The organism is Jiella endophytica (genome assembly GCF_004519335.1).
Classification (GTDB): domain Bacteria; phylum Pseudomonadota; class Alphaproteobacteria; order Rhizobiales; family Rhizobiaceae; genus Jiella; species Jiella endophytica.
The window spans coordinates 200,825-215,602 of record NZ_SOZD01000004.1 but is presented as its reverse complement, the minus strand read 5'-3'; the positions used below and the strand labels follow the sequence as shown (position 1 = coordinate 215,602).

Genomic DNA, 14,778 nt, shown 5'->3' with positions numbered 1-14,778 from the left:
TGCTCGACATCAGAAAAAGATCGACCATGTCGCGTGAGCGGGCGCTTGCGGACGGCATCAAGGAAATCGCCGCGGAACTGCGGCTCGTCGACGTCGTCGACTACATCGCGTTCCTGCGACTGGAGCGCTACGGCAATCTCGCCGATATCGTCACGTCCTCCTCGGAACTCTACCTGAAGCCGGGCGTGCTGCGCTTTGCCGACGGTGGCGAGGTCCGGCTGAGATGGGGCGAGGTGCCGATCGTCGTCCTTGCACTCGAGTTCCGCCATGCCGGCGTGACCGCGCATTTCCATCTCGAACTCGGCGCCACCACCGCGGCCGTCGACATCGCCCATGTCAGCTTCGAGGATCGTCCCGCCACCGCGGACGAGGAACTGGTGGCGCTGATGAACGCCATTGCCGACGCCCATCTGAGGGTGCCCGAGTAACGGCGCGGTCTGGCAGGCCGAAGAGCGGCTTTCCGGACGACAGTTTCCCGCAATGTTGCAGCGGCAGGGCGGACGCCTTGCCGCTGCACTGCCTGGCAGCAAGCCGCCGGACAATGAGCCGGGCGCTGCAATCCCATCCGGCCCCTGCGGCCTGACCGGCCGCCGGAGAGGGCGGCGCTGGCGTCCCTCTCTTATTCTTTCTCTTCTCTTTGCCCTGTTCCGATCGTCGCTCGCCGCGCCGGCCATTGAGCGATGGCGCGCCTGCGTTTCGCGGACAAGCGTAGCTCCGGTGATGGCCCGCCCGCCGGAGGCTTTTCGTCGCCTTCAGGCACGACCGCGAATCGGCTGTTCCCGCCTGTTCCTCGCGCGGCGGATGACACCCTTGCCTCCCGGAAAGGTCGTGTCCACTGAGCGCTCGTCGGCCTTCCGGGAAGAGCTTTTGCTTCCTTAGCGTTTCATAAGGCTGATTTACGGCTTACCTACAAGTTTCGGACAAGTGCTCCGGCGTAGAAGCGGGACAGTCGAAGCATTCGGAAGTTTCGCCATGGACAGCGCCTATCTCTTCGGACTCACTTCCCAGCGCAATGCGTGGTTGACCGCCCGTCAGACCGTGGTCGCCGACAATGTCGCGAATGCCGATACGCCCGACTACAAGACCAAGGAAATCGCCCCCTTCGAAGACGTCCTGAACGAGGTCGGCAGCCGCATGGTCGCCGACAATGCCGGTCACATCTCGATCGGCTCCGGCTTGAGCGAGGGCGTGGCGCGCACCGGCCAGCAGGACTGGACGGTCAAGACCACCGACAAGGACGTCACCCTGGAGCAGGAAATGCTGAAGGGGGGCGAGATCGCTCGCGACTACTCGCTCAACACCTCGATCGTGAAGGCCTTCCACCGGATGATCCTCAATACGGTAAAGGGCTGATCGCCATGATGGACCCCATCATCTCGTCCCTGAAGATCGCCTCGAGCGGGTTGTCGGCACAGTCGACCCGCCTGCGCGTCGTCTCGGAAAACATCGCCAATGCCAACACCACCGGCAATGCGGCCGGCGCCGATCCCTATCAGCGCAAGACCGTGACCTTCGGCCAGGAGCTCGATCGCCTCACCGGCGCCGATCTCGTCAAGGTCTCCCAGGTCAGCCGCGACAACAGCCCCTTCGTCATCGAGCACGACCCGGGCAATCCGGCCGCCAATGCCGAAGGCTACGTCAAGATGCCGAACGTCAACATGCTGGTCGAGATGGCCGACATGCGTGAGGCGAACCGCTCCTACGAGGCCAACCTCCAGGTGGTGAAGCAGGCCCGGGAGCTGATCAACATGACCATCGATCTCCTGAGGAGTTGACCATGATCCCTGCTATCGGATCGAGCCTTCCCAAGGTCGAGCTCGCCCCCACCAGCGGCCTCGTCACCGGCGGCGCCGCGCGCATTCCCGAAGCTGCCGGCGCCCAGAGCTTCGGCGCCGTCCTGACCCAGCTGGCCTCCGACGCCGTCTCGACCGTCAAGACGGCCGAGGCGACCTCGATCAAGGGCGTCAACGGCGAAGCCTCCACCCAGGCGGTGGTCGAGGCGGTGATGGATGCCGAGCGCACCCTCCAGACCGCGATCGCGGTCCGCGACAAGGCGGTCGCCGCCTATCTCGAGCTCTCCCGCATGGCGATCTGAGGGCGCCTGCGGCGGGCGGCAAGCCCGCCGGTCCGGTCCCAACGACGGCTTTGCGGCTGCATCTTCCTGATCTGCCGGCGGTATTCGCCGCTCCGGCGGGCCAATCCAATCGACGGAGTTTTCCATGCGTGCGCTAGCCATCGCCGCCACCGGCATGAATGCCCAGCAGACCAATGTGGAAGTGATCTCGAATAATATCGCGAACATCAACACCACGGGCTTCAAGCGGTCGCGGGCCGAGTTCACCGATCTGCTCTACCAGATCGAGCGGATGCAGGGCGTGCCGAACCGCGGCGGCGAGGGTGTCGTTCCCGAGGGAGCCCAGCTCGGCCTCGGCGTGCGCCTCGCGGCGATCCGCACCGTGCATCTCCAGGGCACGCTGAACCAGACCGGCAACAAGTTCGACCTCGCGATCAACGGCAATGGCTGGTTCCAGGTCCAGGGCCCGAACGGCGACACGCTCTATACCCGCGACGGCGCCTTCAACACCAACGCCACCGGCCAGCTTGTGACCCTCGACGGCTTCGTCGTCGATCCCGGCATCACCGTGCCGGCGAACACCACCGACGTGACCGTCAACGGTAGCGGCGAGGTCTATGCGACGATCGACGGCCAGACCGCGCCGCAGCTCCTCGGCCAGCTGACCATTTCGACCTTCCCGAACGATGCCGGCCTGACCGCACAGGGCGGCAATCTCTTCCGCGAGACGGTCGCCTCCGGCGCGCCGGTGGCAGGTGTCGCCGGCGAGGAGGGCTACGGCACCATCAACCAGGGCTATCTGGAAGATTCCAACGTCGATCCGGTGAAGGAAATCTCCGAGCTGATCTCCGCCCAGCGCGCCTACGAGATGAACTCCAAGGTGATCACCGCCGCCGACGAGATGTCGAGCGTGATCTCCAAGGGCATGAGGTAAGACGATGTTTCGCCGCGCCCGATCGCTCGCCGGCGGTCCTGGCCGCCTCGGCAGGCTCTGCCGTGTCCTCGGCCTTGCGGCTGCGACCGTCCTTGCGGCGGGCATGCCCTCGAGGGCCGCCGATCTTCAGATGCCGGTGCCGGTCGCCATCGTCTATCCGGGCCAGTCGATCATCGATCGCGGCCTCTCGACGGGGGAGTTCATCGTCAAGGACGACAAGGTCGGCCTGTTCGTTCTCGACGAGAAGATGCTGCAGGGCATGGTCGCCAAGCGCACGCTGCTGCCGGGCAACGCCATCCGCCTCACCGACATCGCGATGCCCGACCTCGTCAAGGCCGGCTCGCAGGTCACGCTCGTCTATCGCGAGGCGGGCCTCGTCATCACCAGTCTCGGCACGGCGCTGCGCTCCGGCGCCGAAGGCGATCTGGTCAAGGTCCGCAACATCGACAGCGGCATCGTCGTGTCCGGCGTGATCGACTCGGATGGAACGATCAGGATCGAGGGATGAACCTCTTCAATTTCGCGCGTGTGCTTCTTGCGATTCTGTTCCTCGCCGAGACGGCGCAGGCGGCCGATATGGTCGCCAGCCGTGACACCAGGCAGGGGCGCAGCTTCGGCGAGCCGTTCCGCCCGGTGCGCGGCGACCCGGATTCGGCGATCGGCACCGTCCGCATCAAGGACATCACCTCCGTCCGGGGCGTGCGCGCCAACCAGCTCGTCGGCTACGGCCTGATCGTCGGCCTGCAGGGCTCGGGCGATTCGATGCGCAACGCGCCCTTCACCGAACAGTCGCTGCAGTCGATGCTCGACCGCATGGGCGTCAACATCCGCTCCGAGAGCGCCCGCGGCAAGAACGTCGCCGCGGTGACGGTGACGGCCGAGCTGCCGCCCTTCATCGGCACCGGCCAGCGCATCGACGTGACGGTGTCCTCGCTCGGTGACGCCGATTCGCTGATGGGCGGCACGCTGGTGATGACGCCGCTCTACGGCGCCGACGGCGAGATCTACGCCGTCGCACAGGGCTCCGTCGCGGTGTCCGGCTTCACGTCGCAGGGCGACAGCGAGACCCTGACCCAGGGCGTGCCGACCTCCGGCCGCATCGCCAATGGTGCGCTGGTCGAGCGCGAGGTGCCCGGCTCCTTCAATGACGGCGGCAAGCTCGCCTTCGAGCTCTTCAATCCCGATTTCAAGACGGCGATCCGCATCGTCGACGTGATCAACGCCTATTCGGTCAAGCGCTGGGGCGTCGCCGTCGCCCAAGAGGAAGACCTGCGCACGGTGCATCTGCATCGCCCGTCGAAGGTCTCGGCCACCCGCTTCCTCGCCGAACTCGGCGATCTGAGGGTGGCGCCCGACCAGCCCGCCCGCGTCGTCATCGACGAGCGCACCGGCACGGTGGTCATCGGCAAGGACGTCCAGATCTCCACCGTGGCGCTGACCCACGGCAACCTGACCGTCCGGGTCAGCGAACTGCCGTCGGTCTCGCAGCCGCCGCCGCTCTCCGACGGCCAGACGGTGGTCACCTCGGAAACCATCGTCGAGGTCCAGCAGGACGGCGGCAACTTCGCCTTCGTCGGCGGAGCCGACCTCGAAACGGTCGTTCGCGGCCTCAACCGCATCGGTCTGAAGCCGACCGGGATCATCGCGATCCTCCAGGCGATCAAGACGGCCGGTGCCCTCCAGGCGGAACTCGTGGTGCAGTGATGATGAACAAGACGCGACAGACGATCCTTGGCCTGCGGCCGCTGCTTGCCGCCGCCGCCATCTGCCTCTCGAGCCTTGCCGCACACGCCGCCGGCGGCGCTGCAAAGCCGGCCGAAAAGCCGGTGATCCCGCCGCAGGAAGTGCGCGTCCTCGACGAGAACGGCAATCCCGTCGAAGGACCGAAGCCGGCGACCGAGGTCGAGAAATACTGCCTCAATATCGCCGACCGGGCGCAGGACAAGCGCTACGCCATGCAGCAGGCCAAGCTGAAGGAGCTCGAGGGCGAGATCTCCAAGCAGATCGACGATCTCGAGCGCCGGCGCGCCGACTACAAGGAATGGCTCGCCGAGCGAAAGAAGTTCCTCGACAGCGCCTCCGTCATCGTCGTCGACATCTATTCCAAGATGAATGCGAGCTCGGCCGCCGCCCAGCTCGGCAAGCTCGACCGCGATGCGGCGGCTTCCGTTCTGGTCAAGCTGAAGCCCCGCCAGGCAAGCTCGATCCTCGCCGAAATGGACACCAACACCGCGGCCGAAATCGCCGGCCGCATCGTTCAGAAGACGGCCGCCGGTAGCAACGGGGCGCCGCCCGCGTCGGAGAAGCGTTCGTGAACAAGACGCTGGTTGCAATTTTCGGCCTTGCGGCTCTCGCCGGCTGTTCGACGACGGCCGACGACGCCTTGCGCGAGCCCAAGCTCTCGCCGGTCGGCAGCGGGCTCTACGAATATCCGCCGGTCACCGTGCAGCCGGCATCCTTCCCGGGGGCGGGGCCGCGCACCCGCAATTCGCTGTGGACCGACGATCGCGCCGATTTCTACAAGGACCCGCGGGCTCTCGACACCGGCGACATCGTCACCGTCAAGATCGAGATCAAGGACCAGGCCTCGCTCGACAACAATTCCAAGCGCTCGCGCACCTCGGGCGTCGGCGCGACCCTCGGTCTCGGCGGCTTCTTCGGCAACTGGGTGCTGCCCGATGTCGACGCCAACCTGACCGCCGACGGAAGCTCGGAAGCCGAGGGCAAGGGCAAGGTGTCCCGCTCGGAGAACATCAAGCTGTCGGTCGCCGCCGTGGTCACCCAGAAGCTGCCCAACGGCAATCTGTTCATCGCCGGCCAGCAGGAGATCCGGGTGAACTTCGAGGTGCGGGTGCTTTCCATCGCCGGCATCATCCGGCCCCGCGACATTCTGCCGAACAACACCATCGACTACGACAAGATCGCCGAAGCGCGCATCTCCTATGGCGGCCGCGGCCGGCTGACGGAGGTCCAGCAGCCCGGCTGGGGCCAGCAGGTCTACGACATCGTCGCACCTTACTGAGCGGCGCCGCAGGACTTTTCGCATCGTGACGCGCCGGCCGGGCCTCGACCTGGCCGGCGCGTCTGTTTTCCGGCGCCGAAGCGCTGCGGCAGGCGGCGCAAGTCTCGCGATAGCGAGCCGGTTTACGCAGGTGGCGATCGGTCGATGCCGGGCCATGAGGACCCGCCCGACCGGCACCATTGCTGAAAGGGCTTTCTTCGATGGCCGAGATCGACCTTCCCGATCTTGATGACGATGGCGGCGGCAAGAAGAAGGGGGGCATGATGCCCACCATCATCGCCGGCGTGGTCGTCACCCTCGTCGCCGCCGGCGGCGGAGCCGGGCTCGGCTCGATGCTGGCCGCCAGCGCGCCGCCGCCCGCCGAGGCGGCAGCACCTGCCGCCGCGGACCCTCACGCCGCCGCCGATGACGGCCACGGCACGGCCGATGGCGAGAAGAAATCCGACATCGCCGCGGCCGAGGAAGACGCCCTGCCGCTGCAGCTGATCGAGCTGAAGCCGGTCCTCACCAACATCTATTCGCCGTCGGATTCCTGGCTGCGCATCGAGGCCTCGCTCGTCGTCAGGCAGGACGGCAGCGTCAATGGCGAGGTCCTGGCGGCCGAGATCGAATCCGACACGCTGGCCTTCCTGCGGTCGGTCCAGCTCGCCCAGGTCGAGGGCTCCCGCGGCCTGCTGCATCTTCGCGACGATCTGCGCGAGCGCGCCAAGCTGCGTTCGCCGGCGGTCGTCGACTATCTCATCCGCGCCATGGTGGCGGAATGAAACGCGGGCTCCTCGTCGCGGGCCTCGCTGGCCTCGTGGTGCTGATGGCGGCCCATCCCGGCCTCGCGCAGACCTCCAAGAGCGTCACCCAGACGCTGTCCGACCTCCTCCCGGAGGGCGATGCGTCGGTCTCCGGCCGCATCGTCCAGCTGTTCGGCATCGTCACCGTCCTGTCGATCGCGCCGGGCCTCCTGGTGATGGTCACCTCCTTCACCCGCATCGTCATCGCCTTGTCGATCCTCAGGACCGGTCTCGGCCTGCAGACGACACCGGCCAACCTCATCCTCATCTCGCTGGCGCTGTTCATGACCTTCTTCGTCATGGCGCCGACCTTCGACAAGGCGTGGCGGGACGGGCTGCAGCCGATGCTCGCCAACGAGATCACCGAGGAGGAGGCGTTCTACCGGATCTCCGATCCGTTCAAGGAATTCATGCTCACCCAGGTGCGTCCCTCGGACCTCTCCCTCTTCGACAGCCTCGCCGCGACCAACAGCCGTGACAGGGTCGAGCCGCCGGAGCAGGGGGCCGCCGACGAGCGCGACGTCGACCTGCGGGTGCTGATCCCGGCCTTCATGATTTCCGAGCTCCGCCGCGGCTTCGAGATCGGCTTCCTCATCGTTTTGCCGTTCCTCGTCATCGACATGATCGTCGCGACGCTGACCATGTCGATGGGCATGATGATGCTGCCGCCGACGATCATCTCGCTGCCGTTCAAGATATTGTTCTTTGTCCTTATCGATGGCTGGAACATGCTGGTCGGATCCTTGGTCAGATCGTTTTTCTGACCTACCGCAATCGCCGTTGGTGCTTTAACCGCCATTTAACGTTAAAAAACTAGGTTAACACCATCGGCGCCGGCATGAAGCGAGGGCCTTTAGAGACGGTGGCTTCCCATGAAAGGGCGGCTCGCCAGTAAAGGTTGACTAGTATGACGAGTATCATCACCAACGTCGCTGCAATGACGGCTCTGCAGACCCTCCAGCAAACCAACAAGGCGATGGAGGAGACGCAGAACAAGATTTCCACGGGCTACCGTGTCTCCGAAGCCAAGGACAATGCCGCCTACTGGTCGATCGCGACCGGCATGCGTTCGGACAATTCGGCGATGTCTGCCGTTTACGATTCGCTCGGCATCGGTGAGGCGACCGTCGACGCAGCCTATACGGGCCTCGCCTCCGCCAAGGACGTTCTGGACGAGATCAAGGCCAAGCTGACGGCGGGTTCCGCCGACGGCGTCGACAAGGCCAAGGTGCAGGACGAGATCTCGGCTCTCCAGCAGCAGCTGCAGACCATCGCCGAGTCCTCGTCCTTCTCCGGCCAGAACTGGCTGTCGACCGGCTCTTCGTCGTCGCTCACCAAGGAGATCGTCTCCTCGCTGTCGCGCGACTCCTCCGGCTCTCTCACCGTCGGTTCGATCTCGGTGGACATCACCAATATCCGCCTGTTCTCCGACGACGGCGCCGGCACCAATACCGGCATCCTCAACAAGACCATCGACCTGACCCAGTACACCAACACCTCGGGTGTCGCTGCCACGGTCGAGACGACGGCTGTCTCCTTCTCCAACACCGACGACCTCGTGACCTTCTCGGTCAAGCAGGGCGGCGCTGCGGCGAAGACCGTCGAGATCACCGACCAGACGCTGCTGGATGCCGGCCTCACCGACACCACGATCCGGTCGAACGCCGACCTCGCGGCCGTCCTCAAGCAGGCGCTGAAGGATGCCGACGTCACCGGCATCGATGTCACCATCGACGGTTCGGACAACGTCGTGTTCTCTTCGACCGACACCTTCTCGCTGGGCGATGCCGCGGCGACGGGCACCACCGGCATCACCGCCGGCAGCCTCGGCCTCAACACCACGGCTGCGACCACCTCGACGGCAACGGCCGGTGCGATCTCCCTCATGGACATCGACATCTCGCTCGGGTCGATCACCGCGGCGGACGTCAACAACTACATCCGCGTCGTCGACAAGGCCCTCTCGGAGGTCACCACCGCCGCTTCCACGCTCGGTGCCATCCAGAACCGCGTCGACATGCAGAAAGGCTTCGTCTCCAAGCTGATGGATACCATCGACAAGGGCGTCGGCACGCTGGTCGACGCCGACATGACCGAGGAGTCCACCCGCCTCAAGGCTCTGCAGACCCAGCAGCAGCTCGGCGTCCAGGCGCTCTCGATCGCCAACACCTCGAGCCAGGCGATCATGCAGCTCTTCCAGAACTGATCGTCGCCGCCAACCGGCTGATCTGACGAGGGCCGCCCTTCGGGGCGGCCCTCTTTTTTTGTGCGAAGCGATCGTATCTAAAGTATATTTTCTAGTTCCTTTTGATTAACTATGCCGATTACGTTTGACTTAACCATGAACAATCTTCCCTACGTCAGGCGGAAGCTTTGAGCTTCCCGATTAAGATATCCGAAGGGACGTCGGCCGCATCTTGCAATCCATAGCAAGGTGGTCGGACGAAACCGAATAGAGACCACGGGCATGATGCCGTTTTGCTATCCCGGCTGATCCGGAGTGTCCCAATTTCTTGTGCTCGCGTATGGGACGCAGACTAATGACTAGTATCGTTACGAACACCTCCGCCATGACGGCTCTCCAGAGCCTTCAGTCGATCAACAATGCCCTCGACGAGACCCAGGGCCGCATCTCGACCGGCTACCGGGTCAACGAGGCCCAGGACAACGCCGCCTACTGGTCGATCGCCACCACCATGCGGTCGGACAACAACGCCCTTTCCGCCGTCTCCGACTCGCTCGGCATCGGTGCCGCCACCGTCGACGCTGCCTATACCGGCCTGAACTCGGCCAAGGACATGCTCGACACGATCAAGGCGAAGCTCACCACCGCGACCTCCGACGGCGTCGACAAGTCCAAGGTGCAGTCCGAGATCTCGGCTCTCCAGGGCCAGCTGAAGACGATCGCCGACTCGGCGTCGTTCTCCGGCCAGAACTGGCTGTCGACCGGCTCCTCGTCGGCTCTGTCGAAGGAAGTCGTGTCCTCGATCGCCCGTGACTCCTCGGGTACGCTGAGCGTCGGCTCGATCACCGTCGACATCACCAACGTCCGTCTGTTCTCCGATGACGGCGCCGGCACCGACACCGGTATCCTCAACAAGACCATCGACCTGACCCAGTACACCAACACCTCGGGTGTTGCTGCCACGGTCGAGACGACGGCTGTCTCCTTCTCCAACACCGACGACCTCGTGACCTTCTCGGTCAAGCAGGGCGGCGCTGCGGCGAAGACCGTCGAGATCACCGACCAGACGCTGCTCGATGCCGGGCTGACCGACACCACGATCCGGTCGAACGCCGACCTCGCGGCCGTCCTCACCCAGGCCCTGAAGGATGCCGACATCACCGGCATCGACGTCTCGATCGACGGTTCGGACAATGTCGTCCTGTCTTCGACCGACACCTTCTCGCTGGGCGATGCCGCGGCGACGGGCACCACCGGCATCACCGCCGCCAGCCTCGGCCTCAACACCACGGCTGCGACCACCTCCTCCGCCTCGGCGGGTGCGGCGGCTGTCGACACGATCGACATCACCTCGGCTTCGGTCACTGACATCAAGAACTACATCAAGGTCGTCGACGAGGCCCTCTCGCAGGTCACCAGCGCCGCTTCCAGCCTCGGTGCCATCCAGAACCGTATCGACATGCAGACGGAGTTCGTCTCCAAGCTGATGGATACGGTCGACACGGGTGTCGGCACGCTGGTCGATGCCGACATGACCGAGGAGTCCACCCGCCTCAAGGCGCTGCAGACCCAGCAGCAGCTCGGCGTCCAGGCGCTCTCGATCGCCAACTCCTCCTCGCAGTCGCTGCTGTCGCTCTTCCGCTAAGGCGATCGGGGCAGCGCCCCGTTCTCCTGAACGCATGGAAAGCCTTGAGGCCCGGCAATCGCTTGCCGGGCCTCTTTGCGTTTGAGGTCCGGGGCTTCCGCGGCAGGCTTTTCCGCCAGCCGCCAGCCGCCAGCCGCCAGCCGCCGGGTTCCGGTCGCCCGCCGCCAGCGCAGGCTGCCAAGGCACGAGACGCCGCGATTTTCCGGGCCGGGGAGGGACGGTGAGCCGGTCGTCCCAGCGAAAGGCAGGGTGCGACGGTCAAGCTCTGTGGCGGCTTTGCGGCGAGTTTCCTGTCGGCGAAGGTTTCGACAGTCGATCCGAGCCTCGTGATGCAACGCCTGATTCATCATGAATCGTCTTGGTAAATTTATCTCGTTAACGCTGGCGAATTTAACTATCTATTTTGGTGCTCTATTAGTGTTGAATCTGTCGGGTAGCGCATGAACTGTGCCTGTTAAGACTTTGGAGTGACTCGGAAACCCAAAGTCTTTGCATGACGAGGCGACCTGACATGACAACGGTCGCGGGCATGATGCCGTCTCGTCATTCCGGCCGATCCGGACTGTTCCCAAATTGTACTCGCGTATGGGACGCAGACGAATGACCAGTATCAACACCAATACTTCGGCCATGACGGCTCTCCAGAGCCTCCAGTCGATCAACAATGCCCTCGAGGACACCCAGGGCCGCATCTCGACCGGCTACCGTGTTTCGGACGCCAAGGACAACGCCGCCTATTGGTCGATCGCCACCACCATGCGGTCGGACAACAACGCTCTTTCCGCGGTGTCCGACTCGCTCGGCATCGGCGCCGCTACGGTCGATGCTGCCTATACCGGTTTGAACTCGGCCAAGGACATGCTCGACACGATCAAGGCGAAGCTCACCACCGCGACCTCCGACGGCGTCGACAAGTCCAAGGTCCAGGCGGAAATCACCTCGCTGCAGGGCCAGCTGAAGACGATCGCCGACTCGGCCTCGTTCTCCGGCCAGAACTGGCTGTCGACCGGCTCTTCGACCGCGCTGTCGAAGGAAGTCGTGTCCTCGATCTCCCGCGACTCCTCGGGTTCGCTGACGGTCGGCTCGATCTCGGTCGACATCACCAACGTCCGTCTGTTCTCCGATGACGGCGCCGGCACCGACACCGGTATCCTCAACAAGACCATCGACCTGACCCAGTACACCAACACCTCGGGTGTCGCTGCCACGGTCGAGACGACGGCGGTTTCCTTCGGCAACACCGACGACCTCGTGACCTTCTCGGTCAAGCAGGGCGGCGCTGCGGCGAAGACCGTCGAGATCACCGACCAGACGCTGCTCGATGCCGGCCTGACCGACACCACGATCCGGTCGAACGCCGACCTCGCGGCCGTCCTCACCCAGGCCCTGAAGGATGCCGACATCACCGGCATCGACGTCTCGATCGACGGTTCCGACAATGTCGTGTTCTCGTCGACCGATACCTTCTCGCTGGGCGATGCGTCCGCGTCGGGTACCTCCAGCATCACCGCCGGCAGCCTCGGCCTCAACACCACGGCTGCGACCACCTCGTCCGCCTCGGCGGGTGCGGCGGCTGTCGACACGATCGACATCACCTCGGCGTCGGTCACCGACATCAAGAACTACATCAAGGTCGTCGACGAGGCCCTCTCGCAGGTCACCAGCGCCGCTTCCAGCCTTGGTGCCGTGCAGAACCGCATCGAGATGCAGGGCGACTTCGTCTCCAAGCTGATGGATACGGTCGACAAGGGCGTCGGTACGCTGGTCGATGCCGACATGACCGAGGAGTCCACCCGCCTCAAGGCGCTGCAGACCCAGCAGCAGCTCGGCGTCCAGGCGCTCTCGATCGCCAACTCCTCCTCGCAGTCGCTGCTGTCGCTCTTCCGCTAAGGATCGCGTCAGCCGCATCCTGCGGCACGAACGGAAGGGGGCTGCCCGCGAGGGCGGCCCCCTTTCTCTTTGGCATCGCCGCTTGGCATCCCGCCCACCTCCGAACGCCGGTGCCCGAGGCGCAGGATGCCCGCCGTCCTACCGGCCCTGCCCGGTCGGCGGCACGTCGACCTCGGTGCGCGCGGCATCCTTGGCGAAGGCGATATAGCCGGCGATTTCGCTCACGCCTTCATGGGGCGTCTCGTAGCTCCACGCGCCGTTCTCGCCGGCCCGGCCCATGGCCGATATCGTCCAGTAGCGTGCCTCGCCCTTGTAGGGGCAGGTCGTCCGCTGGTCGGTCCCGACCAGATAGGACATCTCCACCCGGTCGCGGGGAATGTAGTAGACCGGGTCGTAGCCGGTCTCTTCCAGCCGCAGCGCTTCATTGGTCGAGGCGACGACGACGTCGTCGAAATACACCGTCACCGCGCGGGACTCCGGCGTCACGGTGATCCGCTGCCTGATTTCCTCGGTCGTCGGCATGGTCGTCTCCCTTCGTGGTCGATTGCGTCAGTCCCAATCCGCCGGCCGCCGGTTTCGATCCCGCGGGTAACGCTCATTTGCCCGTGAAGGCCGGCGCGCCCGCCCGCAGGAACCGGGGTCTTGGCGAAAACTTCGTCGCCTTGAGGTGGTGCGCCGCGGCTTCGGGCGCTATCTCGGGGCCTCGATCAGCCCCCGGCCAGGAGACCCACTTATGCGCGCGCAGCCCCAAGCCTCCCACTATGTCGACGGCGCCTATGTCGAGGATCCCGAGGGTGCGGCTTTCGACAGCCTCTATCCCGCGACCGGCGAGACGATCGCGACGCTGCGCGAGGCAACGCCGGGCCTGCTCGATCGGGCGATCGAGGCGGCCCGCCGCGGCCAGGCCGAATGGGCTGCGATGAGCGGCGGCGAGCGCGGCCGGGTGCTGCGCCGGGCGGCCGATCTCATGCGCGAGAAGAACGAGGAGCTGAGCCAGCTCGAGACCCTCGACACCGGCAAGGCGATCCAGGAGACCCGCGTCGCCGACGCCGCGTCCGGCGCCGACTGCATCGAATATTTCGCCGCGCTCGCCGCCGACATGCGCGGTGCCCACATCCCCCTGCCCAACGGCTTTGCCTATACCCGCCACGAGCCGCTCGGGATCTGTGCGGGGATCGGCGCCTGGAACTACCCGATCCAGATCGCCTCCTGGAAGAGCGCGCCGGCGCTCGCCTGCGGCAATGCGATGATCTTCAAGCCCTCGGAGGTCACGCCGCTCTCGGCCCTGAAGCTCGCCGAGATCTATGCCGAGGCGGGGCTTCCCGCGGGGGTCTTCAACGTCCTGCAGGGCAAGGGCGCGCTCGGCGCGGCGCTGTCCTCCCATCCGGCGATCGCCAAGGTTTCGGTCACCGGCTCGGTCGGCACCGGCGCGAGGGTGATGGGCGCTGCCGCCGAGACCACCAAGCACGTCACCCTCGAACTCGGCGGCAAGTCGCCGATCCTCGTCTTTGCCGACGCCGATCTCGACGCCGCCGTCTCCGGCGCGATCCTCGGCAACTTCTATTCGACCGGCCAGATCTGCTCGAACGGCACCCGCGTCTTCGTCGAGAAAAGCGTGCGCGCGGCCTTCGTCGAGAAGCTCTGCGAGCGGGCGAAGGCCATCCGCATCGGTGATCCGCTCGATCCTCAGACCCATCTCGGCCCGCTGGTGTCGAAGGCGCAATACGACAAGGTTCTCGCCTATATGGCCGCCGGCCGCGAGGAAGGCGCGACGCTCGCCTGCGGCGGCGGGGCGGCGAAGGTCGAAGGTCTGGAGAACGGCTGGTTCGTCGAGCCGACGGTGTTTACCGACGTCGCCGACGCCATGCGCATCGCGGCCGAGGAGATCTTCGGCCCGGTGATGTGCGTGCTGGATTTCGACGGCGAGGACGAGGCGATCGCCCGGGCCAACGCCACCGACTTCGGCCTGGCCGCCGGCATCTATACCCGCGACCTGTCGCGCGCCCACAGGATGGCAGCGCGCGTCGAGGCGGGCACGGTCTGGGTCAACGCCTACAACCTCACCCCGGTCGAGATGCCCTTCGGCGGCGTCAAGCGCTCGGGCATCGGCCGCGAGAACGGCCGCGAGGCGCTCTCACACTACAGCCAGGTGAAGTCGGTCTATGTCGCCACCGGGCCGGAAGAGGCGCCCTACTGACGCGGGGCGACGTTTCATCCGACAATCAGCAGCGTTGACATTCGGC

The 14,778-nt window shown here is 65.4% G+C and carries 16 protein-coding genes; 15 read left to right on the top strand and 1 reads right to left on the bottom strand.

The window, feature by feature from the left end:
• Nucleotides 1-26 precede the first annotated feature (26 nt).
• The 14 genes from E3C22_RS14045 to E3C22_RS13980 all read left to right on the top strand — a co-directional run bounded on the left by E3C22_RS14045 (nucleotide 27) and on the right by E3C22_RS13980 (nucleotide 12,535).
• Nucleotides 27-428: a hypothetical protein gene (locus E3C22_RS14045; protein ID WP_134762679.1), complete on the top strand. Its 402-nt coding sequence runs from the start codon at nucleotides 27-29 to the stop codon at nucleotides 426-428.
• Nucleotides 429-972: 544 nt separating this feature from the next.
• The gene (locus tag E3C22_RS14040) at nucleotides 973-1,353 is read left to right on the top strand and encodes a flagellar basal body protein (RefSeq protein WP_134762678.1); all 381 of its coding nucleotides are present in this window, start codon (nucleotides 973-975) and stop codon (nucleotides 1,351-1,353) included.
• Between the two features lie 5 nt (nucleotides 1,354-1,358).
• Nucleotides 1,359-1,775: a flagellar basal body rod protein FlgC gene (gene flgC, locus E3C22_RS14035; protein ID WP_134762677.1), complete on the top strand. Its 417-nt coding sequence runs from the start codon at nucleotides 1,359-1,361 to the stop codon at nucleotides 1,773-1,775.
• Nucleotides 1,776-1,777: 2 nt separating this feature from the next.
• Nucleotides 1,778-2,095, top strand: coding sequence for a flagellar hook-basal body complex protein FliE (gene fliE, locus E3C22_RS14030; RefSeq protein ID WP_134762676.1), 318 nt, complete (start codon nucleotides 1,778-1,780; stop codon nucleotides 2,093-2,095).
• A 124-nt stretch (nucleotides 2,096-2,219) separates the two neighbouring features.
• Nucleotides 2,220-3,008, top strand: coding sequence for a flagellar basal-body rod protein FlgG (gene flgG, locus E3C22_RS14025; protein WP_134762675.1), 789 nt, complete (start codon nucleotides 2,220-2,222; stop codon nucleotides 3,006-3,008).
• Between the two features lie 4 nt (nucleotides 3,009-3,012).
• Complete coding sequence (flgA, locus tag E3C22_RS14020) at nucleotides 3,013-3,516, top strand: flagellar basal body P-ring formation chaperone FlgA (protein ID WP_167591775.1); 504 nt, start codon at nucleotides 3,013-3,015, stop codon at nucleotides 3,514-3,516.
• Complete coding sequence (gene flgI / locus E3C22_RS14015) at nucleotides 3,513-4,712, top strand: flagellar basal body P-ring protein FlgI (protein ID WP_245514995.1); 1,200 nt, start codon at nucleotides 3,513-3,515, stop codon at nucleotides 4,710-4,712. Before flgA ends, flgI begins: the two co-directional genes overlap by 4 nt.
• Before the next feature lie 2 nt (nucleotides 4,713-4,714).
• Complete coding sequence (locus tag E3C22_RS14010; RefSeq protein WP_134762674.1) at nucleotides 4,715-5,323, top strand: MotE family protein; 609 nt, start codon at nucleotides 4,715-4,717, stop codon at nucleotides 5,321-5,323.
• Nucleotides 5,320-6,030: a flagellar basal body L-ring protein FlgH gene (flgH, locus tag E3C22_RS14005; RefSeq protein ID WP_134762673.1), complete on the top strand. Its 711-nt coding sequence runs from the start codon at nucleotides 5,320-5,322 to the stop codon at nucleotides 6,028-6,030. The genes E3C22_RS14010 and flgH overlap by 4 nt, the downstream gene beginning before the upstream one ends.
• Before the next feature lie 200 nt (nucleotides 6,031-6,230).
• The gene (locus tag E3C22_RS14000; RefSeq protein ID WP_134762672.1) at nucleotides 6,231-6,794 is read left to right on the top strand and encodes a flagellar basal body-associated FliL family protein; all 564 of its coding nucleotides are present in this window, start codon (nucleotides 6,231-6,233) and stop codon (nucleotides 6,792-6,794) included.
• A complete protein-coding gene (gene fliP, locus E3C22_RS13995; protein ID WP_134762671.1) occupies nucleotides 6,791-7,579 on the top strand; it encodes a flagellar type III secretion system pore protein FliP in 789 nt (262 codons plus the stop codon). The genes E3C22_RS14000 and fliP overlap by 4 nt, the downstream gene beginning before the upstream one ends.
• 143 nt (nucleotides 7,580-7,722) lie before the next feature.
• A complete protein-coding gene (locus tag E3C22_RS13990) occupies nucleotides 7,723-9,021 on the top strand; it encodes a flagellin N-terminal helical domain-containing protein (protein ID WP_134762670.1) in 1,299 nt (432 codons plus the stop codon).
• Nucleotides 9,022-9,355: 334 nt separating this feature from the next.
• A complete protein-coding gene (locus tag E3C22_RS13985) occupies nucleotides 9,356-10,645 on the top strand; it encodes a flagellin N-terminal helical domain-containing protein (protein WP_134762669.1) in 1,290 nt (429 codons plus the stop codon).
• Between the two features lie 600 nt (nucleotides 10,646-11,245).
• Nucleotides 11,246-12,535, top strand: coding sequence for a flagellin N-terminal helical domain-containing protein (locus E3C22_RS13980; RefSeq protein WP_134762668.1), 1,290 nt, complete (start codon nucleotides 11,246-11,248; stop codon nucleotides 12,533-12,535).
• A gap of 138 nt (nucleotides 12,536-12,673) precedes the next feature.
• On the opposite strand, the gene E3C22_RS13975 is transcribed toward E3C22_RS13980, so the two are convergent.
• Nucleotides 12,674-13,057: a DUF427 domain-containing protein gene (locus tag E3C22_RS13975; RefSeq protein WP_134762667.1), complete on the bottom strand. Its 384-nt coding sequence runs from the start codon at nucleotides 13,055-13,057 to the stop codon at nucleotides 12,674-12,676.
• A gap of 211 nt (nucleotides 13,058-13,268) precedes the next feature.
• On the opposite strand from E3C22_RS13975, the gene betB reads away from it, so the two are divergent.
• Entirely contained in the window at nucleotides 13,269-14,732 is a 1,464-nt protein-coding gene (betB, locus tag E3C22_RS13970) for a betaine-aldehyde dehydrogenase (RefSeq protein WP_134762666.1), read from the top strand.
• Nucleotides 14,733-14,778 lie beyond the last annotated feature (46 nt).

Excerpts from the sequence above, each read along its gene's own strand:
- E3C22_RS14045 (WP_134762679.1), top strand. The coding sequence starts at position 27 with ATGTCGCGTGAGCGGGCGCTTGCGGACGGCATCAAGGAAATCGCCGCG.
- E3C22_RS14040 (WP_134762678.1), top strand. The coding sequence starts at position 973 with ATGGACAGCGCCTATCTCTTCGGACTCACTTCCCAGCGCAATGCGTGG.
- flgC (WP_134762677.1), top strand. The coding sequence starts at position 1,359 with ATGATGGACCCCATCATCTCGTCCCTGAAGATCGCCTCGAGCGGGTTG.
- fliE (WP_134762676.1), top strand. The coding sequence starts at position 1,778 with ATGATCCCTGCTATCGGATCGAGCCTTCCCAAGGTCGAGCTCGCCCCC.
- flgG (WP_134762675.1), top strand. The coding sequence starts at position 2,220 with ATGCGTGCGCTAGCCATCGCCGCCACCGGCATGAATGCCCAGCAGACC.
- flgA (WP_167591775.1), top strand. The coding sequence starts at position 3,013 with ATGTTTCGCCGCGCCCGATCGCTCGCCGGCGGTCCTGGCCGCCTCGGC.
- flgI (WP_245514995.1), top strand. The coding sequence starts at position 3,513 with ATGAACCTCTTCAATTTCGCGCGTGTGCTTCTTGCGATTCTGTTCCTC.
- E3C22_RS14010 (WP_134762674.1), top strand. The coding sequence starts at position 4,715 with ATGAACAAGACGCGACAGACGATCCTTGGCCTGCGGCCGCTGCTTGCC.
- E3C22_RS14000 (WP_134762672.1), top strand. The coding sequence starts at position 6,231 with ATGGCCGAGATCGACCTTCCCGATCTTGATGACGATGGCGGCGGCAAG.
- fliP (WP_134762671.1), top strand. The coding sequence starts at position 6,791 with ATGAAACGCGGGCTCCTCGTCGCGGGCCTCGCTGGCCTCGTGGTGCTG.
- E3C22_RS13990 (WP_134762670.1), top strand. The coding sequence starts at position 7,723 with ATGACGAGTATCATCACCAACGTCGCTGCAATGACGGCTCTGCAGACC.
- E3C22_RS13985 (WP_134762669.1), top strand. The coding sequence starts at position 9,356 with ATGACTAGTATCGTTACGAACACCTCCGCCATGACGGCTCTCCAGAGC.
- E3C22_RS13980 (WP_134762668.1), top strand. The coding sequence starts at position 11,246 with ATGACCAGTATCAACACCAATACTTCGGCCATGACGGCTCTCCAGAGC.
- E3C22_RS13975 (WP_134762667.1), bottom strand. The coding sequence starts at position 13,057 with ATGCCGACGACCGAGGAAATCAGGCAGCGGATCACCGTGACGCCGGAG.
- betB (WP_134762666.1), top strand. The coding sequence starts at position 13,269 with ATGCGCGCGCAGCCCCAAGCCTCCCACTATGTCGACGGCGCCTATGTC.